The 24,046-nt window shown below is 43.3% G+C and carries 15 protein-coding genes, 2 tRNA genes, 3 rRNA genes, 1 other RNA gene and 1 pseudogene; 1 reads left to right on the top strand and 21 read right to left on the bottom strand.

The features are described 5' to 3' along the window. Positions 1 to 115: 115 nt before the first annotated feature. The 21 genes and pseudogenes from ACGHVY_RS10620 to ACGHVY_RS10720 all read right to left on the bottom strand — a co-directional run bounded on the left by ACGHVY_RS10620 (position 116) and on the right by ACGHVY_RS10720 (position 23,563). A complete protein-coding gene (locus ACGHVY_RS10620; protein ID WP_308744983.1) occupies positions 116 to 580 on the bottom strand; it encodes a V-type ATP synthase subunit K in 465 nt (154 codons plus the stop codon). 73 nt (positions 581 to 653) lie between these two features. Beyond that, positions 654 to 2,489, bottom strand: coding sequence for a V-type ATP synthase subunit I (locus tag ACGHVY_RS10625; protein ID WP_390598935.1), 1,836 nt, complete (start codon positions 2,487 to 2,489; stop codon positions 654 to 656). Next, positions 2,486 to 3,091 carry a V-type ATP synthase subunit D gene (locus ACGHVY_RS10630; protein ID WP_004297640.1) on the bottom strand — a complete coding sequence of 202 codons (606 nt, stop codon included), beginning with the start codon at positions 3,089 to 3,091 and terminating at the stop codon, positions 2,486 to 2,488. Before ACGHVY_RS10630 ends, ACGHVY_RS10625 begins: the two co-directional genes overlap by 4 nt. Before the next feature lie 43 nt (positions 3,092 to 3,134). After that, positions 3,135 to 4,460, bottom strand: coding sequence for a V-type ATP synthase subunit B (locus ACGHVY_RS10635; protein WP_308744981.1), 1,326 nt, complete (start codon positions 4,458 to 4,460; stop codon positions 3,135 to 3,137). Between the two features lie 33 nt (positions 4,461 to 4,493). Continuing rightward, the gene (locus ACGHVY_RS10640) at positions 4,494 to 6,251 is read right to left on the bottom strand and encodes a V-type ATP synthase subunit A (RefSeq protein WP_308744980.1); all 1,758 of its coding nucleotides are present in this window, start codon (positions 6,249 to 6,251) and stop codon (positions 4,494 to 4,496) included. A gap of 17 nt (positions 6,252 to 6,268) precedes the next feature. Continuing rightward, positions 6,269 to 7,111, bottom strand: coding sequence for a DUF2764 domain-containing protein (locus tag ACGHVY_RS10645; protein ID WP_308744979.1), 843 nt, complete (start codon positions 7,109 to 7,111; stop codon positions 6,269 to 6,271). Positions 7,112 to 7,122: 11 nt separating this feature from the next. Next, on the bottom strand, positions 7,123 to 7,713 hold the full coding sequence (locus tag ACGHVY_RS10650) for a V-type ATP synthase subunit E family protein (protein ID WP_308744978.1): 591 nt from the start codon (positions 7,711 to 7,713) through the stop codon (positions 7,123 to 7,125). 454 nt (positions 7,714 to 8,167) lie between these two features. Beyond that, a 5S ribosomal RNA gene (gene rrf / locus ACGHVY_RS10655) occupies positions 8,168 to 8,278 on the bottom strand. A gap of 72 nt (positions 8,279 to 8,350) precedes the next feature. Further along, a 23S ribosomal RNA gene (locus tag ACGHVY_RS10660) occupies positions 8,351 to 11,230 on the bottom strand. 147 nt (positions 11,231 to 11,377) lie between these two features. After that, positions 11,378 to 11,451 (bottom strand) — tRNA-Ala (locus ACGHVY_RS10665). 54 nt (positions 11,452 to 11,505) lie between these two features. Next, positions 11,506 to 11,582 (bottom strand) — tRNA-Ile (locus tag ACGHVY_RS10670). A gap of 163 nt (positions 11,583 to 11,745) precedes the next feature. Continuing rightward, positions 11,746 to 13,275: ribosomal RNA gene (locus ACGHVY_RS10675) — 16S ribosomal RNA — on the bottom strand. The 16S, 23S and 5S rRNA genes sit together here with 2 tRNA genes alongside, the layout of an rRNA operon. A 965-nt stretch (positions 13,276 to 14,240) precedes the next feature. Next, on the bottom strand, positions 14,241 to 14,579 hold the full coding sequence (locus ACGHVY_RS10680; protein WP_390598937.1) for a hypothetical protein: 339 nt from the start codon (positions 14,577 to 14,579) through the stop codon (positions 14,241 to 14,243). 1,438 nt (positions 14,580 to 16,017) lie between these two features. Beyond that, on the bottom strand, positions 16,018 to 17,025 hold the full coding sequence (locus ACGHVY_RS10685; protein WP_390598938.1) for a hypothetical protein: 1,008 nt from the start codon (positions 17,023 to 17,025) through the stop codon (positions 16,018 to 16,020). 22 nt (positions 17,026 to 17,047) lie between these two features. Continuing rightward, complete coding sequence (locus ACGHVY_RS10690) at positions 17,048 to 18,262, bottom strand: clostripain-related cysteine peptidase (RefSeq protein ID WP_390598940.1); 1,215 nt, start codon at positions 18,260 to 18,262, stop codon at positions 17,048 to 17,050. A gap of 82 nt (positions 18,263 to 18,344) precedes the next feature. Next, a complete protein-coding gene (locus ACGHVY_RS10695; protein ID WP_121767081.1) occupies positions 18,345 to 18,746 on the bottom strand; it encodes a hypothetical protein in 402 nt (133 codons plus the stop codon). Between the two features lie 77 nt (positions 18,747 to 18,823). Beyond that, positions 18,824 to 19,444, bottom strand: coding sequence for a murein L,D-transpeptidase catalytic domain-containing protein (locus ACGHVY_RS10700; protein WP_390598942.1), 621 nt, complete (start codon positions 19,442 to 19,444; stop codon positions 18,824 to 18,826). Between the two features lie 138 nt (positions 19,445 to 19,582). Next, positions 19,583 to 20,443 (bottom strand): RNA polymerase sigma factor RpoD/SigA, encoded by an 861-nt coding sequence (locus ACGHVY_RS10705; RefSeq protein ID WP_002561589.1) that lies wholly within the window; start codon positions 20,441 to 20,443, stop codon positions 19,583 to 19,585. Between the two features lie 182 nt (positions 20,444 to 20,625). Then, a complete protein-coding gene (locus ACGHVY_RS10710; RefSeq protein ID WP_308746576.1) occupies positions 20,626 to 22,161 on the bottom strand; it encodes a trypsin-like peptidase domain-containing protein in 1,536 nt (511 codons plus the stop codon). A 219-nt stretch (positions 22,162 to 22,380) separates the two neighbouring features. Further along, positions 22,381 to 22,494 (bottom strand): annotated as a pseudogene (locus ACGHVY_RS10715) (dipeptide epimerase); the annotation flags it as partial. A gap of 82 nt (positions 22,495 to 22,576) precedes the next feature. Continuing rightward, positions 22,577 to 23,563: an NlpC/P60 family protein gene (locus ACGHVY_RS10720; RefSeq protein WP_390598944.1), complete on the bottom strand. Its 987-nt coding sequence runs from the start codon at positions 23,561 to 23,563 to the stop codon at positions 22,577 to 22,579. Between the two features lie 98 nt (positions 23,564 to 23,661). Here ACGHVY_RS10720 and rnpB point away from each other — a divergent pair. After that, positions 23,662 to 24,025, top strand: an RNA gene (rnpB, locus tag ACGHVY_RS10725) — RNase P RNA component class A. Positions 24,026 to 24,046: the final 21 nt, after the last annotated feature.

Below are 24,046 nucleotides of genomic sequence, written 5' to 3' on the forward strand. Positions count from 1 at the left end.
TTAAGAAGAAGAAAGAAACGTTGTCATACAAAGAAAAAAGAAGATCCCCTTGCACATGCAAAGCAGCATGCACAAGGGGATTGAAAGTCTTTTATAGGAAATATTCCTGCTAAAATTATGCAACGAGTGCACTACCGATCAAGAAGGTTGCAGCCAAAGCAACGATTGCATAAAGCTCGGGGAATACGGCAAGAATCAAAGTATTACTAAATACATTGTGTCCCTGTCCGATAGCTGCGATACCGTTTGCACAAACCTGTCCCTGACGGATAGCAGAGAATAAGGCAACCAGTCCCAAAGCAATACCTGCACCAAGAACTGCAGATGCCTGAATCGCTGTAATTTCAGGAGTCAAAATACCAAAGATAGTCTGAAACATGAAGTAGCCGGCAAAACCGTAAAGACCTTGCGTACCCGGAAGAGCAGTCAATACAAGGAAGTTACCGAATGCACTATCATTCTTCTTCAAAGCTCCGATAGCAGCGTTACCTGCAATAGTTACTCCGTAAGCACTACCGATGCCTGACAAACCAACCATAACCGCGATGCCAATGTAGGCGATAAACAAATTCATTTCCATAATCTTATTCTATTTTTTATTGTTTAATTCTTAAAATATTAATTCTCGATTTCTAATTTTTAATTTTCAGTTTTTAGTTTCTGAACGGCTTGTACTCCTTGCCACCGCCTTCGTATCCGGAGTTCTTGAAGAACTCAACGAATGTCAGACGCATCGGGTGAACCATTGCACCGAGCACATTCATAAAGATATTGATTGCATGACCGATAACGAAAATCAGCACCATCACGATAGGGCCTGCTATTACATTATCCGGACTCATACCTACTGCCAGACTATTGAATACTCCCGCCAGGATACCACCGGAGAGTCCGAGGGCAAACAAACGAACGTAGGACAAAACGTCTCCAAGTAAGCCGGTAACCATGTTGTATGAATCCCACAAACCGAGTCCGATATTCATAAATATGTTCTTTCCCGGACTATTGAAAAGGAATATCATAGCACCGGAGATACACAGAACAACCTTATATGCCGTACCTCCTATCCACAACACGCTCGGCAACATCTCCGAAGAAGAGAATAAAAACGAAACGGCTGTTGAAACCAGCAGGATAATCCATCCAATCGTTGCTACTGCATATTTGAACCCAAACTGAATCGTCTGATTCACAGCTTTCAGTACCATACCGAACAGAATCTGAATAACACCCAAAATCAACGACAACTGGAACATATCATTGTTGTCCATCAGGACAGCATGTTTCAGACGCTGAACAATAGGCCAGTCCAAATCATAGATATTCGCTCCGAAGAATGTACCCGTCAGCAGACCGCAGAAGAAAGTTGAAACAGCCAAGACCTGTATCAGCGAAATAATCGACTTCGCTGACGGAGTTACCTTCTTTGCCAGTAAGCGATATGCCGTAGCTCCCAGGAACAAGAACAAACCGTAGCCCGAGTCTCCCAGACAAAGTCCGAAGAAGATCATAAAGAACGGGGCAAAGAACGGGGTCAAGTCCAGTTCATTATACTTCGGAAGCATATACAGCTTGCAAATCGGCTCGAACCAGGCAAAGAATCCCTTATTATTCAGTCGGATAGGCACATCATCACCCGGCATCGGATCTGTAATCTCATAATATACATGCGCGTCATTCAGATAAGCCTCTATCTCCACTTTGCTGTAAGCAGGAGCCCATCCTTCAATCAGCATCAGTTTGTCACCGGCAGTCTGTTCGGAACTCAATACGACTTTAGAAAATTCAATCTGACTTTGCAATTCCTTTATAGCTGCCTTCAAAGAAGGAATATCCGTCTCGGAAAGTGCGACGAGCTTCTTTTCATTCTCTTCAATCGCCTGTTCGGTCGTATCATAAAGCGCTTCAAGACGCGACAGAGAGTATGCGGGCAGTTTCGCCTGCTCCACATCCAAGTCCACCTCTTGTCCGGCTTTCGTTACGGTCACGAAAAATACTTTGGAAGAAATGCGGTTTACAATCATTGCATTGTACTCCGTTTCCCACTCTTCTTTGTAGTTTCCTTCCGAACAGCTATAGAAACCGATCACATAACCGGCATCTTTCAGTTTCTGAATACCGTCCGGTTCAAAGTTACCCCAAGCTTCCAGCGCTTCTTTCTCTTTCGCATAGCTTTGTAACTGCTGGGACAACTTTCCGTGTTCCGTCTGCAGGGCGTCCACCTCGTCCAGTACTTGCATACCGCGGGCAGCCGTTCCACCTTCCGCAGCAATCACAGCATTCTTTTCATGCTTCTGATTCTGAAGCAACTTCAAAGTAGCCGCCAAGCGGTTGGACAAGCGAATATTCTCTTGCAGCTCCGTGTTATCGGCAGCGCCTTGCTGCTTCTCCACAATGTGAACCACACCAAGTTCACGCAGGCTGTTCAGGAATCCTTCGTACTCCTTGTGATAAACCAGGAATGTGAGTTTCTTCATTTTTGTAATCATGCCTCTACCTCCTTCCTTTTTTCTTGATGGGACTTCATGATCTTTTGCGAAGACTTCGACAGGTTTTCTTCATCTTCCATAAATCGCTTGATCTTTCGCAATGCATCCTGATAGCCCGGTATCTGCACCTTCTCAAAAAGATTTACTTTCTGAGTGGTCTTTTTCCTTGCATGTTCTAACAAATTCAGCTTGGCGAGCATAAATTCACGTTCAATTGCCGTATGAGCAAGCTCCTCCAAAAGGTGGATACCGTCGGCATACCACTTGGGAGCGTTAAACATACTGTACGGACGTATCTCGAATTCTACATTTTCGAGCAACGGCACACGTACACCTGCAATTTTCTTCACGCCAAGATGAACATCATTTACCTTTATTAATGAAGCGTCAAACTCATTCCAAAGGGCGAACATGGCTTCATAGGCTTGAATCTGTTGTTCGAGCCTATCCTCCAAATCAGCCGCTTCCGTTTTGCAGCGTTTCACTTCCATGCGGAGAGCACTTTCCTTGTTCTTAATGATAGGAAGCGTACGCACCCGCACTTTCAGTTGCTTTTCAAGCTGCTGAAGAGAGGTTTTGTTATATTGAAACTTTATAGCCACGTTGTTAATTACTAATTATAAATTATTAATTACAAGTTTATTATTATTCGCCTTTTGGCCAGTATTGATCTACCAGTTCTTTCTTGATATTCACTTCTTCCGGACGGAAGTATCTGCCAAACAAGCCCCAGGCTACATCCAACATTTCAGTAGTATCCAGATTGACATCGATAGCCAACAACTGATTCGAATAATCCTTCGCGAAAGCCAACGTACGTTCGTCGTAGTTCGTCAGGTCGAAACCGTTTTCCATCTTCGTCTTGGCGTTAGCGGCATCGGCATACAGACGTACGGCAGCATTCATCACCTGCGGATGGTCTTTACGTGTCTTCTTACCGGTAACCAACTGTTTCAGACGGGACAACGAACGGAACGGGTCGACAATAACCTTACCGATATCGCTGTCACGACGCAGGAACAACTGACCTTCCGTGATATAACCCGTATTATCAGGCACAGCGTGCGTAATATCGCCACCGGACAAAGTAGTCACCGCAATAATCGTAATCGAACCGCCTGAAGGGAACTGTACCGCCTTCTCGTAAATCTTCGCCAAATCCGAATAAAGCGAACCCGGCATAGAGTCTTTCGAAGGAATCTGGTCCATACGGTTGGACACGATTGCCAACGCATCGGCGTAGCTGGTCATATCCGTCAACAGTACCAGAACTTTCTCGTTGTTGTTTACTGCAAAATATTCGGCGGCAGTCAGTGCCATGTCCGGAATCAACAGACGTTCTACCGGCGGATTCTCGGTCGTGTTCATGAAGCTCACGATACGGTCGAGCGCACCTGCATTGGAGAATACATTCTTAAAGTACAGGTAGTCGTCATTCGTCATACCCATACCGCCCAGGATAATCTTATCCGTTTCGGCACGCAGCGCCACGTTTGCCATTACCTGGTTGAAAGGCTGGTCGGGGTCGGCAAAGAACGGGATCTTCTGACCGGATACCAGCGTATTGTTCAAGTCGATACCGGCAATACCCGTTGCAATCAGTTCCGACGGTTGTTTACGTCGAACCGGATTCACGGAAGGTCCGCCGATTTCCACTTCCTGTCCCTCAATCTCCGGACCGCCGTCAATCGGGTCACCGAAAGCGTTGAAGAAACGTCCTGCCAACTGCTCGCTTACTTTCAATGTAGGCGATTTGCCAAGGAACACCACCTCGGCATTGGTAGGAATACCCTCCGTACCTTCAAATACCTGCAAAGTGACATCGTCACCGGCAATCTTAACCACCTGTGCCAGTTTACCGTTCACAGTGGCAAGCTCGTCATACCCTACCCCCGTCGCTTTCAACGAACAGGTAGCTTTGGTAATCTGAGTAATCTTGGTATATATCTTTTGAAAAGCTTTTGTTGCCATCTATATATTTACTATTTAGCTAGTTACTATTTACTATTTGATACTTCTTTCGGCAATCAATTCCTTCAGTTGCTGTTGGAATCCTTCATACTGCTCTGATTTAAACTTCGAGTAGTTCATCTGCTTGCAGATATTAATCATCTTCTTGAAATAATCCATTACTTCGTTGAAGTTATCAAACTCGAATTCCGTATGGCAGATGTCAATCACCATATTCAGAATATCTTCCTGGCGTTCCATCGGAGTTACCGCGTCGATTTCGTCGAAAGCATCCTGTTGCAGGATAACGAAGTCAATCAATTCCGACTTCCAGAAAGTAACATGATATTCCACCGGTACACCGTCGTCACCGAGGATATTAATCTGTTCGGCGATTTCCTTACCGCGTTGGAGACGGGTCTTGAGTTCATTTACCTTGCCAATCCATTCACCGTTGATATGGTTCTTGATATATTCTTCAAATTCCGGATATTCGATATATTTGGAATAAGAATCAATCGGGTTCACAGCCGGATAACGTTTCTTATCGGCACGATCCTGTTCCAAGGCATAGAAACAACGGGCCACCTTCTTCGTATTCTCAGTTACCGGTTCTTTCAAGTTACCACCGGCAGGAGATACCGTACCGATGAATGTAATGGAACCAGTTTCACCATTGCCGAGTTTCACATATCCCGCACGGCCGTAGAAGTTGGAGATGATAGCCGAAATATCCATCGGGAATGCATCCGGTCCGGGCAACTCTTCCATACGGTTGGACATCTCACGCAAAGCCTGCGCCCAACGGGAAGTAGAGTCCGCCATCAACAGAACCTTCAATCCCATTGAACGGTAATATTCCGCCAGTGACATCGCTGTATATACAGATGCTTCACGGGCAGCTACCGGCATGTTGGAAGTATTGGCGATGATGATGGTACGCTCCATCAGCTTACGCCCTGTGTGCGGGTCAACCAATTCGGGGAACTCCGTAAAGATTTCCACAACCTCATTCGCACGTTCACCGCAAGCGGCGATAATAACGATATCCGCTTCCGCCTGTTTGGAGATAGCGTGCTGAAGCACTGTCTTACCTGTACCGAACGGACCGGGGATAAAGCCTGTACCACCTTCCACAATCGGATTCAACGTATCAATTACACGCACACCGGTTTCCAGCAATTTGAAAGGACGCGGTTTTTCCTTGTAGTTCGTCATAGCACGTTTTACCGGCCATTTCTGAATCATAGTCACAGGGATATCGTTTCCTTCTTCATCTGTCAGGATAGCAATCGTATCCTCTATCTTATAGTCACCTTCCGGCATAATGGTCTTAACGGTAGCCGTTCCCTCCATAGTGAACGGAGCCATAATTTTCAACGGCTGGAAGTTTTCGTCCACCTGTCCCAACCATGCAGAAGCCTGCACTTTGTCACCGACACTTACCAATGGAACGAAATGCCATACACGCTCTTTATCCAACGGATACGTATATTGTCCTCTTTTCAGGAAAACTCCGTCCATCTTGTCGAGGTCATTTTGCAGACCATCGTAGTTTTTTGATAACATACCCGGACCTAATGTCACTTCGAGCATGTGTCCTGTAAATTCGGCTTCGGCTCCCACCTTCAGTCCACGGGTGCTTTCAAACACCTGGACATATACATGTGAACCTACAACCTTAATCACCTCCGCCATCAACTTATCGCCACCGGTCGAGATATAACAAATCTCATTCTGAGCTACCGGTCCGTCAACGACGAGGGTCACCATGTTGGCAATAACGCCACTAACAGTTCCTTTTGTTGCCATATATTTTTAATAATTTATTATCTGAATTCTGCAGGGATCTGCACTTCGTTCTTCAGCGATTCGATGATGCTTCTGAACAACTGATTACCTCTCTCCTTATCCAATGAAATCCACCGTTCAATCATTTCCAACTTCAACAAGAAAGCGAAAATACGTTCAATGGTAAAATAATCAAAGAAGATGGCATCTTCCATCCAGTTCCACCGCAAAGCGTCGAGTTTTTTCTCACGCTCCACCAGTTCCGTAATCTCACTGATTTTCACCAACGATTCAAAAACATCCACCTCGCCGGACAATCCGAAGTCGCGGGCACTCGACGTACGCAAAGCTTCGCATACCTCCGTGTTTCCTACGACATTGGAAGCAATATCCCATTTGAATTTACGGCTCGTAAACGCGACAAGGATATTATTAATGTTGAGATTGAATTCAAACCAGGCAGAAACAAACTTATTCCCACATTTCATGGCATATTCATAATACAATGCAGCCAGATGGTCTTCGTGCAATACCGTGCTTTCAGCCGGTGTATTCAAATAATCGATGATAAATGTAGAAAGATAAGCCGGAAATTCTTTGGGACTGATTTCTCCGCCTTCTCTTAGAATAGAAATGTATTCGGTGAGTTCCGCAGCAGAGTAGTTTCCCCGTTTGTCGATTTCCGCTTCCTTATCTTTGAGAAGTTTCAGCACATTCGCATTATCAAACTTCAGATAAAACAAGTCAATCAACTTCTGGTCCGAAGCAGACAATCCGTTATAGATTTCAGTTTTAAAATCGGCTACTGTATAGCTCAGTTTGCTGTCTTCCAGCGAAAGTTCCGGCAAACCCGCTACCAAGTAATAGTACTTACTACTCATAGTCGCTTCTTTTAAAATAGCATTTCTACTAATTGAGGACGCAAGAACGCTTTGAAGTAATTCATGAATTCTTCTTCTCCGAAGTTCACCTTATAGGAACCGTCCGCAGGAGAAACGGTGAACAAAGTCTTGATACCGTTTACTTGCTGTATAGTCACTCCCTTATCCAATAAAGCTTTCGCATGAGCTGCGAAATACTTTCTCAGTGATTCGGCATCGGCTGTCGAGATAACGATAGGTTCGTCAACACTCCATTTGGAAGCCAGTGCAACGATAAACGCATTCAGATAATCTTTATCTTGTGCGAAATCTTTCACAGAAGTAGTTACTAACTTGTCAGTTACCATAGTAGCGACCTCAGATTTGAGTGCATTTACAGCCTGACCGGCAAACAGTTTTAATTCTGATTTTGTATTTTCCACCAATTCGTCGGCAGATTTACGAGAGGAATTTACAATTGATTCTGCTTCTTTACGAGCATCCTCAATGATTTTTTTTGCTTCTTCCTGAGCATTCGCGATAAGTCTCTGCGCTTCTTCGTTTCCTTTTTCCACGCCTTCACGATAAATCTTATCGGTCAACTCTTGAATTTTGTTTTCCATATCAACAGGAGTTATTTAGTATTATTACTATATTAATTGTGTACCTTTCTTAGATTCTCGCCAAATTTACAAAAATCAATTTGATAAAAAAGAGAAAGATGAAAAGAAAAAGATTCCCTTGCGAAAAAATTACAGTTATACACTGTTTTTATTCCGTTTTTTCCCCTTTTTTATAACGAAATGACACTTTTCTGATTTTATCAGGTGAGAAAGCAAATATAAGGAATCTAAAAGACATTTGAAAACGGATAAATACTGGAAACGGAAAATGGGATACTAAAAGAGGTATATTAAAGATTAAATAACAAAAGAAGGTTATTCGGATAGTAAAGCTTTCAAATTTGCTTTAAACGTTTAATAAAATAATTGTCGGTGACAAATATAGCTAAATTTTCTCAGACTACCAAAAAACAGAAATCCCCTTGACTCTTAATGAATCAAGGGGACTCTTCAAAAACGGCGGCTACCTACTCTCCCACTGTTACGCAGTACCATCGGCGTGACGAGGCTTAACTTCTCTGTTCGGAATGGGAAGAGGTGGAACCCTCGTGCTATAACCACCTGAATAAGGTTATGACATGATGAAAAAGTAAAATTAGCAATAGCTAAACGTATATATCGCGACCCGTACAGGTCCGAAAGAAAGTGAACGGGCAATTAGTAATGCTCGGCTATGATGTTACCACCTTTACACCTGCATCCTATCAACGTCATCGTCTTTGACGACCCTAAGAAATCTAATCTTGTGGCTGGCTTCGTACTTAGATGCTTTCAGCACTTATCCAATCCCGACTTAGATACCCAGCGATGCACCTGGCGGCACAACTGGTAAACCAGCGGTCAGTCCAACACGGTCCTCTCGTACTAGTGTCAGAGCCACGCAAATTTCATACGCCCACGATAGATAGAGACCGAACTGTCTCACGACGTTCTGAACCCAGCTCGCGTGCCACTTTAATGGGCGAACAGCCCAACCCTTGGGACCTTCTCCAGCCCCAGGATGTGACGAGCCGACATCGAGGTGCCAAACCCCTCCGTCGATATGAGCTCTTGGGAGGGATCAGCCTGTTATCCCCGGAGTACCTTTTATCCTTTGAGCGATGTCCCTTCCATGCGGAAACACCGGATCACTATGCTCTAGTTTCCTACCTGATCGACTTGTATGTCTCCCAGTCAAGCGCCCTTATGCCATTACACTCTACGGACGGTTACCAATCGTCCTGAGGGCACCTTTAGAAGCCTCCGTTACACTTTTGGAGGCGACCACCCCAGTCAAACTACCCACCAAACAGTGTCCTCCTTTTTAGGAGTTAGAACTCAAATAATCAAAGGGCCGTATTTCAACAGCGACTCCACACAAACTGGCGTCTGCGCTTCAAAGTCTCCGGCCTATCCTACACATCAATTACCCAAATTCAATGTTAAGCTATAGTAAAGGTTCACGGGGTCTTTTCGTCCCATCGCGGGTAATCGGCATCTTCACCGATACTACAATTTCACTGAGCTCACGGTTGAGACAGTGTCCAGATCATTACACCATTCGTGCAGGTCGGAACTTACCCGACAAGGAATTTCGCTACCTTAGGACCGTTATAGTTACGGCCGCCGTTTACTGGGGCTTCAATTCAATGCTTCTCTTGCGATGACATCTCCTCTTAACCTTCCAGCACCGGGCAGGTGTCAGGCTGTATACGTAATCTTTCAATTTTGCACAGCCCTGTGTTTTTGTTAAACAGTTGCCTGGACCTATTCTCTGCGCCCAACTCTCGTTGGGACCCTTTATCCCGAAGTTACAGGGTCAATTTGCCTAGTTCCTTAACCGTGAATCACTCAAGCGCCTTAGTATATTCAACCCGACTACGTGTGTCCGTTTGCGGTACGGGTACCTTAAAGATTAAGTTTAGCGGATTTTCTTGGAAGTATGTTTACACGCACTATTGGATTGTTCCGAAGAACGTTCCATACTATCAGGTTCGACTCTTGCGGTGGATTTGCCTGCCACAATCAACATCTACACCCTTCAACGGACTATTCCGTCAGTCCGCGGCGCTGTCACTGCTCCGTCTCCACGTCACTCCTTAAGGTAGTACAGGAATATTAACCTGTTCTGCCATCGGCATCACCGTTCGGCTGAGCCTTAGGACCCGACTAACCCTGATCCGATTAGCGTTGATCAGGAAACCTTAGTCTTTCGGCGAGGGGGTTTCTCACCCCCTTTATCGTTACTTATACCTACATTTGCTTTTCCACACGCTCCAGCAAAGCTCACGCTTCACCTTCGACGCAGAGTGGAATGCTCCCCTACCGATCATTACTGATCCCATAGCTTCGGTAAATTGCTTGATGCCCGATTATTATCCACGCCAAACTCCTCGACTAGTGAGCTGTTACGCACTCTTTAAATGAATGGCTGCTTCCAAGCCAACATCCTAGCTGTCTTAGCAATCTGACTTCGTTAGTTCAACTTAGCAATTATTTCGGGACCTTAGCTGATGGTCTGGATTCTTCTCCTTTAGGACATGGACCTTAGCACCCATGCCCTCACTCCTGGGATCGAACTACTGCGCATTCGGAGTTTATCAAGACTTGATAGGCGGTGAAGCCCTCGCATCTTATCAGTCGCTCTACCTCACAGTAGTAATTCCCAAGGCTGCACCTAAATGCATTTCGGGGAGTACGAGCTATCTCCAAGTTTGATTAGCCTTTCACCCCCACCCTCAGTTCATCCGGAAGCTTTTCAACGCTTATCGGTTCGGTCCTCCAGTTAGTGTTACCTAACCTTCAACCTGACCAAGGGTAGATCACTTGGTTTCGCGTCTACTCCTTCCGACTAATCGCCCTGTTCAGACTCGCTTTCGCTTCGGCTACACATTTTAAAATGCTTAACCTTGCCGGAAAAAGTAACTCGTAGGTTCATTATGCAAAAGGCACGCCGTCACTTCTTACGAAGCTCCGACCGCTTGTAGGCGCATGGTTTCAGGGACTATTTCACTCTTCTGTTCGAAGTTCTTTTCACCTTTCCTTCACAGTACTGGTTCGCTATCGGTCTCTCGGGAGTATTTAGCCTTACCGGATGGTCCCGGCGGATTCACGCAAGATTCCTCGTGTCCCGCGCTACTCAGGATACCACTACGCTTCGTTTAGCTTCGAATACCGGACTATCACCGTCTATGGTTTCATTTTCCAAAGAATTCTTCTCACTAAATGTCTTGCGACAACGTGGTCCTACAACCCCATATATGCCGTAACATACATGGTTTGGGCTAATCCCCGTTCGCTCGCCACTACTAGGGGAATCATTATTATTTTCTTTTCCTACAGGTACTAAGATGTTTCAGTTCCCTGTGTTAGCCTCTTGCTATGCAAGATGTCATTCCTTCAGAATGACGGGTTATCCCATTCGGAAATCTCCGGATCAAAGGTTATTTGCACCTACCCGAAGCTTATCGCAGCTTATCACGTCCTTCATCGCCTCCGAGAGCCAAGGCATCCGCCATGCGCCCTTGCTTACTTTCTTTCAAACTGACTTCTTTCCAACTTGGCACTGCCTGGGCAATGTTGATGAGGAAAGAACGTACGGTTCGATATATACTTTTAGCTCTTTACTAAAATTTTACTTTTTGTTATCATCATGTCAAAGATCGTTTTCTCTTTTCAGAGAGAGTGGAGAATAACGGATTCGAACCGTTGACCCTCTGCGTGCAAGGCAGATGCTCTAGCCAGCTGAGCTAATCCCCCAAGAGGTTATCAAGAATCTGGTTTTTGGCTTTCGCTTTTCCTCCTTCTTGAGCTTGGTAGTCCCAGGCAGAGTTGAACTGCCGACCTCTACATTATCAGTGTAGCGCTCTAACCAACTGAGCTATAGGACTAGTTCAACCTTGTCTACCTGATGTTAGACTCGGCTTCTTTTTTCTCTTGTTTATCTCTATCTATAATTCTATAGATGGTTGATCTATATTCTATAAATAAACAAGTACCAGTAGTACAAAAAACAGAACCTCAATAAAGTCATTTGTTACGACATCGCTCCAGAAAGGAGGTGTTCCAGCCGCACCTTCCGGTACGGCTACCTTGTTACGACTTAGCCCCAATTACCAGTTTTACCCTAGGACGCTCCTTGCGGTTACGTACTTCAGGTACCCCCGGCTTTCATGGCTTGACGGGCGGTGTGTACAAGGCCCGGGAACGTATTCACCGCGCCATGGCTGATGCGCGATTACTAGCGAATCCAGCTTCACGAAGTCGGGTTGCAGACTTCGATCCGAACTGAGAGAGGTTTTTGGGATTGGCATCCTGTCACCAGGTAGCGGCCTTCTGTACCCCCCATTGTAACACGTGTGTAGCCCCGGACGTAAGGGCCGTGCTGATTTGACGTCATCCCCACCTTCCTCACATCTTACGACGGCAGTCTCTCCAGAGTCCTCAGCATGACCTGTTAGTAACTGAAGATAAGGGTTGCGCTCGTTATGGCACTTAAGCCGACACCTCACGGCACGAGCTGACGACAACCATGCAGCACCTTCACATTTGCCTTGCGGCTATAATGTTTCCACTATATTCAAATGCAATTTAAGCCCGGGTAAGGTTCCTCGCGTATCATCGAATTAAACCACATGTTCCTCCGCTTGTGCGGGCCCCCGTCAATTCCTTTGAGTTTCACCGTTGCCGGCGTACTCCCCAGGTGGAATACTTAATGCTTTCGCTTGGCCGCTTGCTGTATATCGCAAACAGCGAGTATTCATCGTTTACTGTGTGGACTACCAGGGTATCTAATCCTGTTTGATACCCACACTTTCGAGCCTCAGTGTCAGTGACCAGTCTAGTGAGCTGCCTTCGCAATCGGAGTTCTTCGTGATATCTAAGCATTTCACCGCTACACCACGAATTCCGCCCACCTCTACTGTACTCAAGACTGCCAGTTTCAACTGCAATTTTACGGTTGAGCCGCAAACTTTCACAACTGACTTAACAATCCACCTACGCTCCCTTTAAACCCAATAAATCCGGATAACGCTCGGATCCTCCGTATTACCGCGGCTGCTGGCACGGAGTTAGCCGATCCTTATTCATATGGTACATACAAAATCCCACACGTGGAACATTTTATTCCCATATAAAAGAAGTTTACAACCCATAGGGCAGTCATCCTTCACGCTACTTGGCTGGTTCAGACTCTCGTCCATTGACCAATATTCCTCACTGCTGCCTCCCGTAGGAGTTTGGACCGTGTCTCAGTTCCAATGTGGGGGACCTTCCTCTCAGAACCCCTATCCATCGTTGTCTTGGTGGGCCGTTACCCCGCCAACAAACTAATGGAACGCATCCCCATCGATAACCGAAATTCTTTAATATCTCTCTCATGCGGGAGAAATATACCATCGGATATTAATCTTTCTTTCGAAAGGCTATCCCCGAGTTATCGGCAGGTTGGATACGTGTTACTCACCCGTGCGCCGGTCGCCATCTCCAGTTTGCAAGCAAACTGAAATGCTGCCCCTCGACTTGCATGTGTTAAGCCTGTAGCTAGCGTTCATCCTGAGCCAGGATCAAACTCTTCATTGTAAAAGTATTATTAATCAGCATTACTGCTGTTTTTTGCTCTGTTCAGGATGCCGTACAATTTATTGACTCTATTTCAAATACCTGTGTCTCACTTATATTTCTATAGTTGGAAACAAGCATTGACGGTTCTATTTTTTAACTTGTACTACTTGTATTGTTTATCAATATTTCAAAGAACTTGTCGCTTTCGTTTCAAAAGCGGGTGCAAAGGTAAGAGGTTTTATTTTAACTACCAAACTTTTTCGGAAGTTTTTTTGTTTTTTCTTTTTAAACTCATTTCTCAGGCTCTCTTGCGAAAGGGAAAGAATAATTAAAAAAGAAGGACTAAAACCGTTTTCTTTGCGATTCGGACTGCAAAGATAAGAACTTTTATTTCTATTATCCAAACTTTTCTGGAAGTTTTTTTGTTCTTATTTTTAAGCCGGAGCTCGCTTTATCACTAAGTCATTATTGCAAGGCTTTCTTCTCTTGGAAAGCGGGTGCAAAAGTACTCCCTTTTAGTATATACTCCAAATATATCACACTCTTTTTTCTAATTATTTTTGAATGGTGATGATAACTCGCTGATTGATAATGATGTTGTAGAACATATTTTTTAGAATACGAGAAGGCGGGGGCGGCAAAGGGAACAAGGGGACACCTTATTATATTCACGTGCGTGTATACGTGCGTACGTTATGCGCGCGAAGGGATTAAAGACCGAGAAGAAAAAAAATGGAAATTACAGGAGAAAACAGAATGGAAATTACAGGAGAAAAACAAAATGGAAATTACAGAAGAAAAAAAGATGGCGGTAAGATTTATTATAGATAAAAGGGATATTCAGAAAAAAGCAAGAGGATGTCCGTATGGGGAAAATGGACACCCTCTCTAGGAGACAAACCAAAAAGACGACTTTCACAAGCTATCTGCCGGTTCGCGACCTCCGTCATAAATCCGGGGAAGGATTACGAAAACGGACTTCATCACTCCGAAGATTGACGCAAACTAACCAGTTCCGCCCATTTGTTCAGGCTCAAGTCAATGCCGCCTTTTTCCAAGGAATGCAGAGAGGAAAGGAAATATTTTATAATACGCTCAGGATTATCACACATGACATAGGTCAGCTCACCAAGGGCATAACGAAGACGCGAGATTTGGACATAGTCTACTTGGGTACAGGAGTCATCCATAGAAGCCTCAACCAAATTATCCAGGATTTCATAAGCCTGGCTTTGTTCAGAACTCGTTAACTCACTTATGGGCTTGTGCATAATAGGGTGCTGCATCAAACGGATGATGTTCTCTTTAAAATCGCTGCTCATCGTTATTGTCTTGTTTGCCGCATCAGTTCCCGGTGGTGCGAGGGTTTATATATAAAAAAGAGAGCGTGGAAACTATCTACTCATGTCATATATAGGTATCGGCTAAGACCCCTCGCGAACATAAGTGATAGCCCCACGCTCAATTGGGTATATAACAAGATTATATATACAAAAGATGCGTGAGACCCGTCACTTATTACAATTCGCGAATAAAAATTAGCCGATTTTCATATATGAATGTAACAAATAACCGTTCTCAATAAAACTATCAAAAACTTACTTTCTTCGCTAGAAAGTAAACTATGACAAAAGTAGCAATTTATATTTAGCAAGCAAACAATATTGACAAGGAAATGACTATGAGACATGAAATTATTTTGGTTATACGTAGGCGACTTTCAAATCCCCCTCCAATTAGCATTTTCGGCTTAAAGACAACGCATTCATGAGTTAAAATCAACGGGCGATGGAGTTACGCTGCTCAGCCCCTCTGCAAAGAAAAAGAAAACATTTCTCATATTCTCATAGCATACACCGTAATTGCATATAAATCAACAAGATAGCGCTATGAGAAATAAAATCAAAAAACGGTATTTCTCATACGTTTTCCACCACTTTAGCCTAAAAACAGTGTATTTCTCATACGTTTATCAATCATTTCTCATAAGGAAAGCAACACTTCCGAAGCAGAAGAATCATTAAACAGCAACATCTTTCAAGGTAAACATGAAGGAATGTACCGCTTTATTTCATATCATCAAGCGGTACTTTACAACACACGAAGCAGACTCCCGGATGTCATCCCACTATTGTCCGGACATCTTTCCTTAGCCATCTGTACATCCTCCCTTAGCCATGTGAAAGGGCTCACTTCTGTAAACAAATAAGCTAACAGCCGTAGATAGATACGACCACATATATGAACAAAAAAGCCCACAATTGTGAGCCCCTACACATGATGAAGGGAAAACATTAGAATAAAGGATTGACATACAACATACAAAGAATGACATATAATATATAAGGAGGTTACGTATGACATATAAGGAACCGACATATAATATATAAGGGCTTTACGTATGATATATAGGAGAAAAAGAAGAAAAACGGGTACTTGCAACCGAAACAGGCATAAGATTAGAGGCAATATGAAGCAAATCAGGCACAAAAAGCAGCCGGCATGGAGTATATAGACTTAGCACAAGGAAACACATATCACGCTGATTACAAGCACATTACTTATTAAAAGTAAAAAAATCAGTATGAGGGCAAAAGTTACTATCAGGGGGATAAAACGACCTGACACCATAGAGGAAACAACGATGAACAAAGGGATTCAAGATATTTATGAGGGTATGAGGGCAAAACTCAACAAAACTTTTTTTCGGGAAACACTAAATTCAAGTTATAAGCCAAACAGTTGCTTGTTCAAATATGTCTATTTAAAACGCACGGAAGACATAAGAACATTCATTATATTTCCAGTTTCCTCTGCTGTGGAATACAAAGAAGCAATGCATGCCTTACCCGTTTCAGGGCTGAACAATATAGAGAACTGCCAGATTAACGATGGACGAGTTTCATATTTCACAGATTGCATACGCATAATGCTTCCATTTACCACTTCTTTATGTGTATCAAGAACTGAGAAATCGTAACCATCCAATTCTGCATCGCGCCATGACTCAACACACTCTTTGAAATATTCTTCACCCGTATTAGTATCATAAACCCCAATCACGGTTCCCCATATGCTATCACCAATTGCAAAAGTATGATACACATTATCAAGCGTATCCGTCTTTTCACAAAGGGCATTTTCAGGTGCACGGAAAACAACAGTACCATCACTATACTCACCATATTCCAAAGATACATCCAGCGGTGTAGAGACGCTACCCAAATAAACCAACAATAAAATTCCCCATAGAATTACAGGAGTTAATACTAAAGAGCCGACTATATACTTATCTCTGCCTAAAATTTTCCGTTCTTCTTTGGGAAACAAATCCGAAACTTGTTCTGACAAACAAAGATAGACAAACCAAATAACCCCCAAAATCAAAGCTCGTACAATCTGTGAAAGACTTCCTAAGCCATAATCATCATAATCACCCCCTAACAATTGTAATACATTGGAAAGGAAAATCACGACCAGATAACTTTTCCCTAAGAAAACCGCATTCGAACGTTTATGAAGAAAAGCTAGTATAGTATAAATAGCCAATCCGGCAATTCCCAAAGTGTAAGCAATATCAATTAATGCTATAAAGTAGGTAAAGAAAGCCCCTAGCCCCGTATCATAAGCATCTAAAGAAAAACTAGCAATCGAAACAACAACAGTTATTGCTGCACCGAAACCTACAACAAAAAGAAAAAATGAAAGCCAGCCATGAACTTGCATGTCTTTTTGCGGTGTCAAAGGAGTAAGATTTTGTGTATTCATTGTAATATAGTCTTCAATTCAGTTACCAACCTGTTTCATTCCATCCGGCAGCGGAGTACCATTGCAAAGTACGATAAAATTTATTCATTGTAGAACTAGACTCTCCATAAGGTATATAGGTCGAAAAGCCTTCTGCTTTTTCCATAGAAAACATATTCCCAGTTATTCCTGAATAATTCTCAGGAGTAGTCTTCCAAAATATAACAGCCTCATCAAAAGCTCTGCGCCACGATTGATAATCCTCATTATCTTTTCCACCTGTCAAGTCTTGTATCAAATTATCAAAATCATAGTTTGCACGTTCACGACTAAAATCATAAAGTAATATACCACTACGTTTCACCTCTTCTTTATCTTGAATATACTTGGGAATAATAGTTTTAGTAATCGTGGCCAAATTATCCAAAGTGGCACTATTAATCACAGAAGTAGCAACTCCACCTGTCCAATTGCCATATGAACTTGGTATAGTACCTGTATAATACTTTTCATAATAACCGAAATAGGCATTTGCTATATTTATTGGCAAATCATTTTCTGTAAACATCTCCGGAACAACCGCACCGTAAGGAGCCCCAGGACCAGGTATCTCAGTCGGTGAACCAATAAAATACTCTGCGCAATCACGTAGTTCGTAAGCTACCTCAACAGCTTGCATAGAGCACGAATCAAATAAAATAAATTTCAAAGGTTTAGGAAAAGAAGATAATAACACATCATGAAAATCCGGAATATTCATTTGAGTCCGACGGTAATACCCGATTGAACGAGAATTGACATCTGTAGAAGCCGGCACCCATGAAGAACTATGAGATAGAAAAACAAAACCATAACTATCGGCAGGAAAATAACTGACTGTCTGAGAAATAACACTAGACATCACGTTCTTATCTAAAGGGTTTTGTTCCGGATAAGTAAAAAGGGTATCTGCTACCACCTTACCATTCTGTTTTTTCAGCGAAATAAGATGAGGAACATCATCAACCATTTCGCTATAAACCACTAAATTGCATTTTGAATAGTCAACCTCTTCCATTCCCTTTTTCATATCTCTAAAATTAGCCTTAAAGAGGTCGGATAATTCATTTACACCATTATCCCCTACAATATACACCAATACGGTACGTCCTACCTGCTCACGCGGCTGAGGAACCACGGGGCCTTCCTCTTCCTCATGGCAGGCTGCCGCCAACATAGCCAAACAGAACAACAGCGATAATATTTTAATATTTTTCATAATATCTTCATGTTTAACGTGACAAAGATAAAAAAATAAGAGATGCCAAACTGCATCTCTTATCATATTAACAAATCAGTTATTATTCTTCCGGTTTCGTAAAGCGGAACTTTTCACCATCAATCCGCGATACCGTTATTCTATTGCTCCGCTTATATTTATTCAGGATTTTCGTTGCTTCCTTCTCCAGCTTCTTTTTGTTTTCGGAGAAGTAAATCATACAAGTACTATTCTGCTGCAATTGATTATCTTCTAAGAAATTCTTCAACTGATAACTATATAATTCACGATGAGCCAAGAATCCTTCCTTGCTAACTTTTGCGCTGTCCAATATCTGAATGTCCGTAAAATAGACTACTGAATCAGTGAATGAAGCAGAGATTCCAAAAGCATAAACAGGTTTAGAATGGTCTTTTTTCAAGGAAAAAGCGGAGCACATGGTAAATACAAGTGCGATGGCAAATAGTATTTTTACGTATTTCATATCATATAATTTTAATTGTGGCAAAGGTAACAAAAAAGAGGAAACAACCTCTATTTATCTTGAAGAAATAGCATTTCTTAGTCATAGATCCATAACAGGACGGGCTTCTTTGCTGCCTTGAGCAATATATCCACCTCTTTCATCACTTCATCGGAGATTACAGGACATCCCTGACTGATGCCCAACGGAAGATGCATCGGATAAACTTCCGTTTCAGGCATAGGAGAATAAGAATGCAGGACAACAGTACGCTTGAAAGCATTATCATTTGTCGCTTCCAATCCATGCAACTTGTAATGTACATTGATCCCCCACTTGCTGTACGAACGTATCCCTACTTTATACTTCCCCAAAGAAGAGCAGTAACTCCCTTCCACATTGCTGAAAACAGGTTTGGAAACCGTACTGTTCTTACCGTATCCATGCGCACACAGACTGGCATATTTGATAGAATCCCCCTTCATATCCCATACAAAGAACCGCCTTCTTCCCGAATGCAGGCTGAAATCTACCAGGAAGCAGTAGTTCGTATTATATCCGTTTTTCGAACAATAAGCCTTTGCCGCCTGCGCTTTTTCACGCAAGCGCTGTTCGGTTTCAGCAGGTACGGCAGTTTTGGAGACAGTACATCTCCCGTACGCCATCCACCCCACTCCCAGGAGAATAAAAACAGACAGGATTAAAATAAACTTCTTCATATAACCAGCATAGTATTAAGATAGAACCAACAGCGGACGGTTATCAAATAAAAAGTCGCATAAGTACATTCTTCCATAATGAAAAGTGCGACTTATGCGACTCAAATTCTTTTTCTTTCAGAAACTGATATTTCTTACTTATCCCAAGTAAGATTTGAGCAATTTACTACGATTACTTTGTCTAAGTCTTCTAATTGCTTTTTCTTTAATCTGGCGAACGCGCTCACGTGTGAGACCAAACTTATCGCCGATTTCCTCTAACGTCATTTCCTGTTGTCCGATACCGAAAAACATCTGAATGATTTCTTTTTCTCTATCGGTTAACGTAGAAAGAGCTCTATCAATTTCCCTCGCAAGAGACTCATTAACCAGAGAACGGTCCGCCATAGGCGAATCATCGTTCACCAACACATCCAGCAGGCTGTTGTCTTCTCCTTCCACAAAAGGCGCATCCACCGAAATATGACGGCCGGATACCTTCAGTGTATCAGAGATTTTATCAACAGGGATTTCCAGTTCGTCTGCCAACTCCTCGGGAGACGGACGCCGCTCGTTTTCCTGTTCGAACTTCGAGAAGGCTTTGCTGATTTTATTCAGCGAACCTACCTGGTTCAACGGGAGACGAACAATACGCGACTGCTCTGCCAATGCTTGCAGAATAGACTGACGAATCCACCATACAGCGTAGCTGATAAACTTGAATCCACGTGTTTCATCAAACTTTTCGGCAGCCTTTATCAGTCCTAAATTGCCTTCGTTAATCAAGTCAGGCAAACTCAAACCCTGGTTCTGGTACTGTTTGGCCACAGATACGACGAAACGAAGATTGGCACGTGTCAGTTTTTCCAATGCCACACGGTCACCCTTACGAATGCGTTGAGCGAGTTCTACTTCTTCCTCGACAGTAATCAGGTCTTCACGGCCGATTTCCTGCAAATACTTGTCAAGAGAAGCGCTCTCTCTGTTAGTGATACTTTTGGTAATCTTTAGTTGTCTCATTCTTTAAAAACAGATTTGGAGTGCAAAGTTACGACAAATAATTTGTTAACATACAAAATTAAGTAACTTTTACACTAAATTTTTCTACTAATAAAACAAAAAGAGATGCCGACAAGTTGTCTATCGGCATCCTTTTTCTAATTCATTAGCTTATCCCGTATCTTGTTACCTTATTTTATACCTTATTCCTGAGTCAAATCAACTGCAAAGTATCCACGTTTACCGGAAGGGAATACACCTGTCAGGAACAATACCTGATTGGGTGACTTAACGGCAGCTTTCATTACTTCTTCAAGGTCGCTGACTTTACGCATCGGCTGGTCGTTAGCTTTCAGGATGATGAATCCTTTGCGAACGCCTGCATCCGACATCTTACCGGAGGAAACTCCCGTCACTTGCAGACCGTAGCCCAAATTCAATTGTTTTTTCAAATCATCCGGCAACTCTTTGAAAGCAGCTCCCAGGATTTCCATACCTGCGTCCTTCACAATCTTGGTAGTACCCTGTTCGTTCTTCAACGTTACTTCAACGGTCTTTTCCTTCTTGTCACGCATCAGTTTGACTTTCACTTTGTCACCGGGACGATGTTTAGCGAGTGCTTCCTGCAAGTCAGCCATATTAGATACTTTCTTATTATCCACACCGATAATTACGTCATCCACTTTGATATCAGCTCCTGCAGCAGAACCATTCTCTACGATTTCAGAAACCCATACTCCTTCTACAACACCCAGTTCTTTAGCTTTATCTGCCAGTGTCTTACCGGATTTATCAATCGGTTGACGGTCGTCCATCAAACTGCTACCGATAGAGCCACCACGGATACCGAGCAACGCACGCTGTACAGTTCCATATTGTTTCAAGTCGGCAATGACTTTCGTCATAATGCTGGTCGGGATAGCAAAACCATACCCTGCATATGCCCCTGTCGGAGAAGAAAGCACAGAGTTGATACCTACCAGTTCACCTCTGGCATTGACCAATGCGCCACCACTGTTACCCTGGTTGATAGCAGCATCCGTCTGGATGAAAGACTCTATACCACCATTATATACTCCCAACGAACGGGCTTTTGCACTTACGATACCGGCAGTTACAGTAGAATTCAGATTGAACGGGTTACCTACTGCCAATACCCACTCTCCTACTTTCAACGCTTCGGAGTCTCCGACCGGAATAGTCGGGAAATCATCCCCTTCAATTTTCACCAATGCAAGGTCAGTGCTGGGGTCGGTACCAATCACACGTCCTTTAAATTCACGGTTGTCATTCAGCTTCACACTGATTTCATCCGCACCTTCGATTACGTGGTTGTTCGTTACGATATAACCATCTTTTGAGATAATCACTCCCGAACCAAAACCAACACGGGGCTGAGATTGTACCTGACGCTGCTGTCCGCGTCCATCACCAAAGAAGAAATCAAAAATGTCCGGCGCTTGCTGAACCGTTCTTGTTTTAGCTTCTTGAGTAGACCTTATATGTACAACAGCATGAAGCGAATTTTCCGCAGCTTGAGTCAAATCGACAGGTTGGGCGTTTACCGCGTCAAAAGCAGCCAATTTGACATTGGGATTCTGCTTGAACATCTCATTAAAAGATGTCTCTGTAGCAGCTTCGTTAGATTGCAACAATTTGTAAGTTGTCAATCCTGCAACTCCTGAGCTAAGAAGGACAATAGCTCCTACTCCCAGAATGTTCTTTGTTGTCTGTTTCATGATTTATAATTCTTTAAAATGTTAATATTCGACATTGTTTTAACTTTTACGACGTTAAAATAATAACAAATATCGTTCACTTATTCTACTTGTCACACTTTTTTGTCCTCTTTTAACAGAGAATATTTAGGGCTTAACAGCGATTAACGACAACAACTGACAAATTTACATTCGTTGTATGTCAGTTGTCATTAACACTCTGACATTCATTCAGTAAGACTATATTTTCATGACACCTATTCCGGGTAAATCATTCAGGGTGATTTTTCCCTTCACTACCTCTACCCCTCTAAAGCGGTCGTTAGAGATAAGCAGGTTGCCGTCCATGTCGGCAGAATGCCTCAACTTCAGTTCATACGGGAAAAATCTCTTCTGTTTTGCATGTTTTCATAGTTATGGTAAGACGATAAAAGGATTATTGCGGCAGATAATAAGGATTACGTTCCGTAGTATTCATACCTTTCTCCTTATTTATATATGGTAAGAAGCGGACAGCAAAAAGCAGGCGTCCCGTATTAAATTCATCGTAATTCTTATCGGCAGGCTCGAAACTGCTGATATGCACATCACCCAAAGCATGAATAAACCGCTTGTCTCCGAGATAGATGCCCACATGAGAAATTCCCTCCTTTCGCCCGGCAGTTGCTTTCCGACCGAAAAACACCAAATCTCCGCGCTGCACATTGGAGAAATCGGACGCTATCTCGATACGCTCCCCCACATATGCTTGTTGCGATGCATCTCTCGGAATGATAATATCGTGCATAAAAAGCACTGTCCGAACCAAGCCGCTGCAATCCACCCCTTTCGAAGAAGTACCCGCCCAAAGATAAGGGAATCCCATCATAGTATATGCCGTCCCAATAATACTTTCAACGTCCTGTTTCAGTGACGCTCTCCATTTGCTTTCAGGTTGCGAGATAGATTTGGGGATATAGGCTTGCCGGCCGTCCGGATAAGACACTTTATAGAAATGCCCTTTATTTCCTTCCCACTTCAAGCGATTGCCTGCTACCACATCGGAGACTGTCTGCGATTTCCCGTCCGGTTTCTCGTAAGTGAATCCATGATGCGAAGTGACCACAATCTTTTCGGCACGGTTCCATTCATTATATTGTTCTTTAGACATGGGGGTGATTACCATACGGTGTACCCATCCGGTATAATCGTCCGGTGTCTGAATCTCGTACCAACCGGTATATTGAAGCACCTTGACCGGCATTCCTAATAATGCCTGCGTACTCATGCCGGAGGTAAACTTACCTTCTTCGCGCATATTGCAAACAGAAATATGTACTACCCCATAAGCGGAATCAGCAGGCATGGGACGTATTTCCTGAGCTTTCAGCCCCATTGCGGCCATCACCAGAAAACAGCAGAAAAAGAGGATATTTTTCTTCATCGAATCACGTTTTATAGATAGCAAAGGTAGAAATTATTTCTATTTGTGACACTTTCTTTGGCGAAAACAAAATAAATGACGTACTTTTGCAGTCTAAAGCAGTTGGCCGGTCTGTCGCGTGCACGTTTCGTGCAGGAGGAAAGTCCGGGCAACACAGAGCATCCTACTTCCTAACAGAAAGCTGTCCGCGAGGGTAGAGTAACGTAGAAGAAAATAACCGCCGCTCCTTTTGGGGAGAGGTAAGGGTGAGAAGGTGGGGTAAGAGCCCACCAGCCGCATGGTGACATGTCGGGCTGTACGTCTTAGGAGTTGTAAGGTCATGTAAACCGGCGTTATGAGAGTTGCTCGCTCCATGTCGGAGGGTAGACCGCTAAAGTGTCGTGGTGACACGCCACTCAGATAAATGACAGGCACCTTATTTATAATAAGGTACAGAACTCGGCTTACAGGCTGACTGCTTTTTCTTTTTTTAAACTCTGAGCC

Origin of the sequence: Bacteroides sp. f07 (assembly GCF_042854785.1) — a bacterium.
GTDB lineage: Bacteria > Bacteroidota > Bacteroidia > Bacteroidales > Bacteroidaceae > Bacteroides.

What these genes read in the sequence shown, in the direction of transcription:
- ACGHVY_RS10625 (WP_390598935.1), bottom strand. Translation starts at nt 2,489, where the DNA reads ATGATTACAAAAATGAAGAAACTCACATTCCTGGTTTATCACAAGGAG.
- ACGHVY_RS10695 (WP_121767081.1), bottom strand. Translation starts at nt 18,746, where the DNA reads ATGAAATACGTAAAAATACTATTTGCCATCGCACTTGTATTTACCATG.
- ACGHVY_RS10620 (WP_308744983.1), bottom strand. Translation starts at nt 580, where the DNA reads ATGGAAATGAATTTGTTTATCGCCTACATTGGCATCGCGGTTATGGTT.
- ACGHVY_RS10700 (WP_390598942.1), bottom strand. Translation starts at nt 19,444, where the DNA reads ATGAAGAAGTTTATTTTAATCCTGTCTGTTTTTATTCTCCTGGGAGTG.
- ACGHVY_RS10690 (WP_390598940.1), bottom strand. Translation starts at nt 18,262, where the DNA reads ATGAAAAATATTAAAATATTATCGCTGTTGTTCTGTTTGGCTATGTTG.
- ACGHVY_RS10710 (WP_308746576.1), bottom strand. Translation starts at nt 22,161, where the DNA reads ATGAAACAGACAACAAAGAACATTCTGGGAGTAGGAGCTATTGTCCTT.
- ACGHVY_RS10635 (WP_308744981.1), bottom strand. Translation starts at nt 4,460, where the DNA reads ATGGCAACAAAAGCTTTTCAAAAGATATATACCAAGATTACTCAGATT.
- ACGHVY_RS10705 (WP_002561589.1), bottom strand. Translation starts at nt 20,443, where the DNA reads ATGAGACAACTAAAGATTACCAAAAGTATCACTAACAGAGAGAGCGCT.
- ACGHVY_RS10640 (WP_308744980.1), bottom strand. Translation starts at nt 6,251, where the DNA reads ATGGCAACAAAAGGAACTGTTAGTGGCGTTATTGCCAACATGGTGACC.
- ACGHVY_RS10650 (WP_308744978.1), bottom strand. Translation starts at nt 7,713, where the DNA reads ATGGAAAACAAAATTCAAGAGTTGACCGATAAGATTTATCGTGAAGGC.
- ACGHVY_RS10720 (WP_390598944.1), bottom strand. Translation starts at nt 23,563, where the DNA reads ATGAAGAAAAATATCCTCTTTTTCTGCTGTTTTCTGGTGATGGCCGCA.
- ACGHVY_RS10645 (WP_308744979.1), bottom strand. Translation starts at nt 7,111, where the DNA reads ATGAGTAGTAAGTACTATTACTTGGTAGCGGGTTTGCCGGAACTTTCG.
- ACGHVY_RS10680 (WP_390598937.1), bottom strand. Translation starts at nt 14,579, where the DNA reads ATGAGCAGCGATTTTAAAGAGAACATCATCCGTTTGATGCAGCACCCT.
- ACGHVY_RS10685 (WP_390598938.1), bottom strand. Translation starts at nt 17,025, where the DNA reads ATGAATACACAAAATCTTACTCCTTTGACACCGCAAAAAGACATGCAA.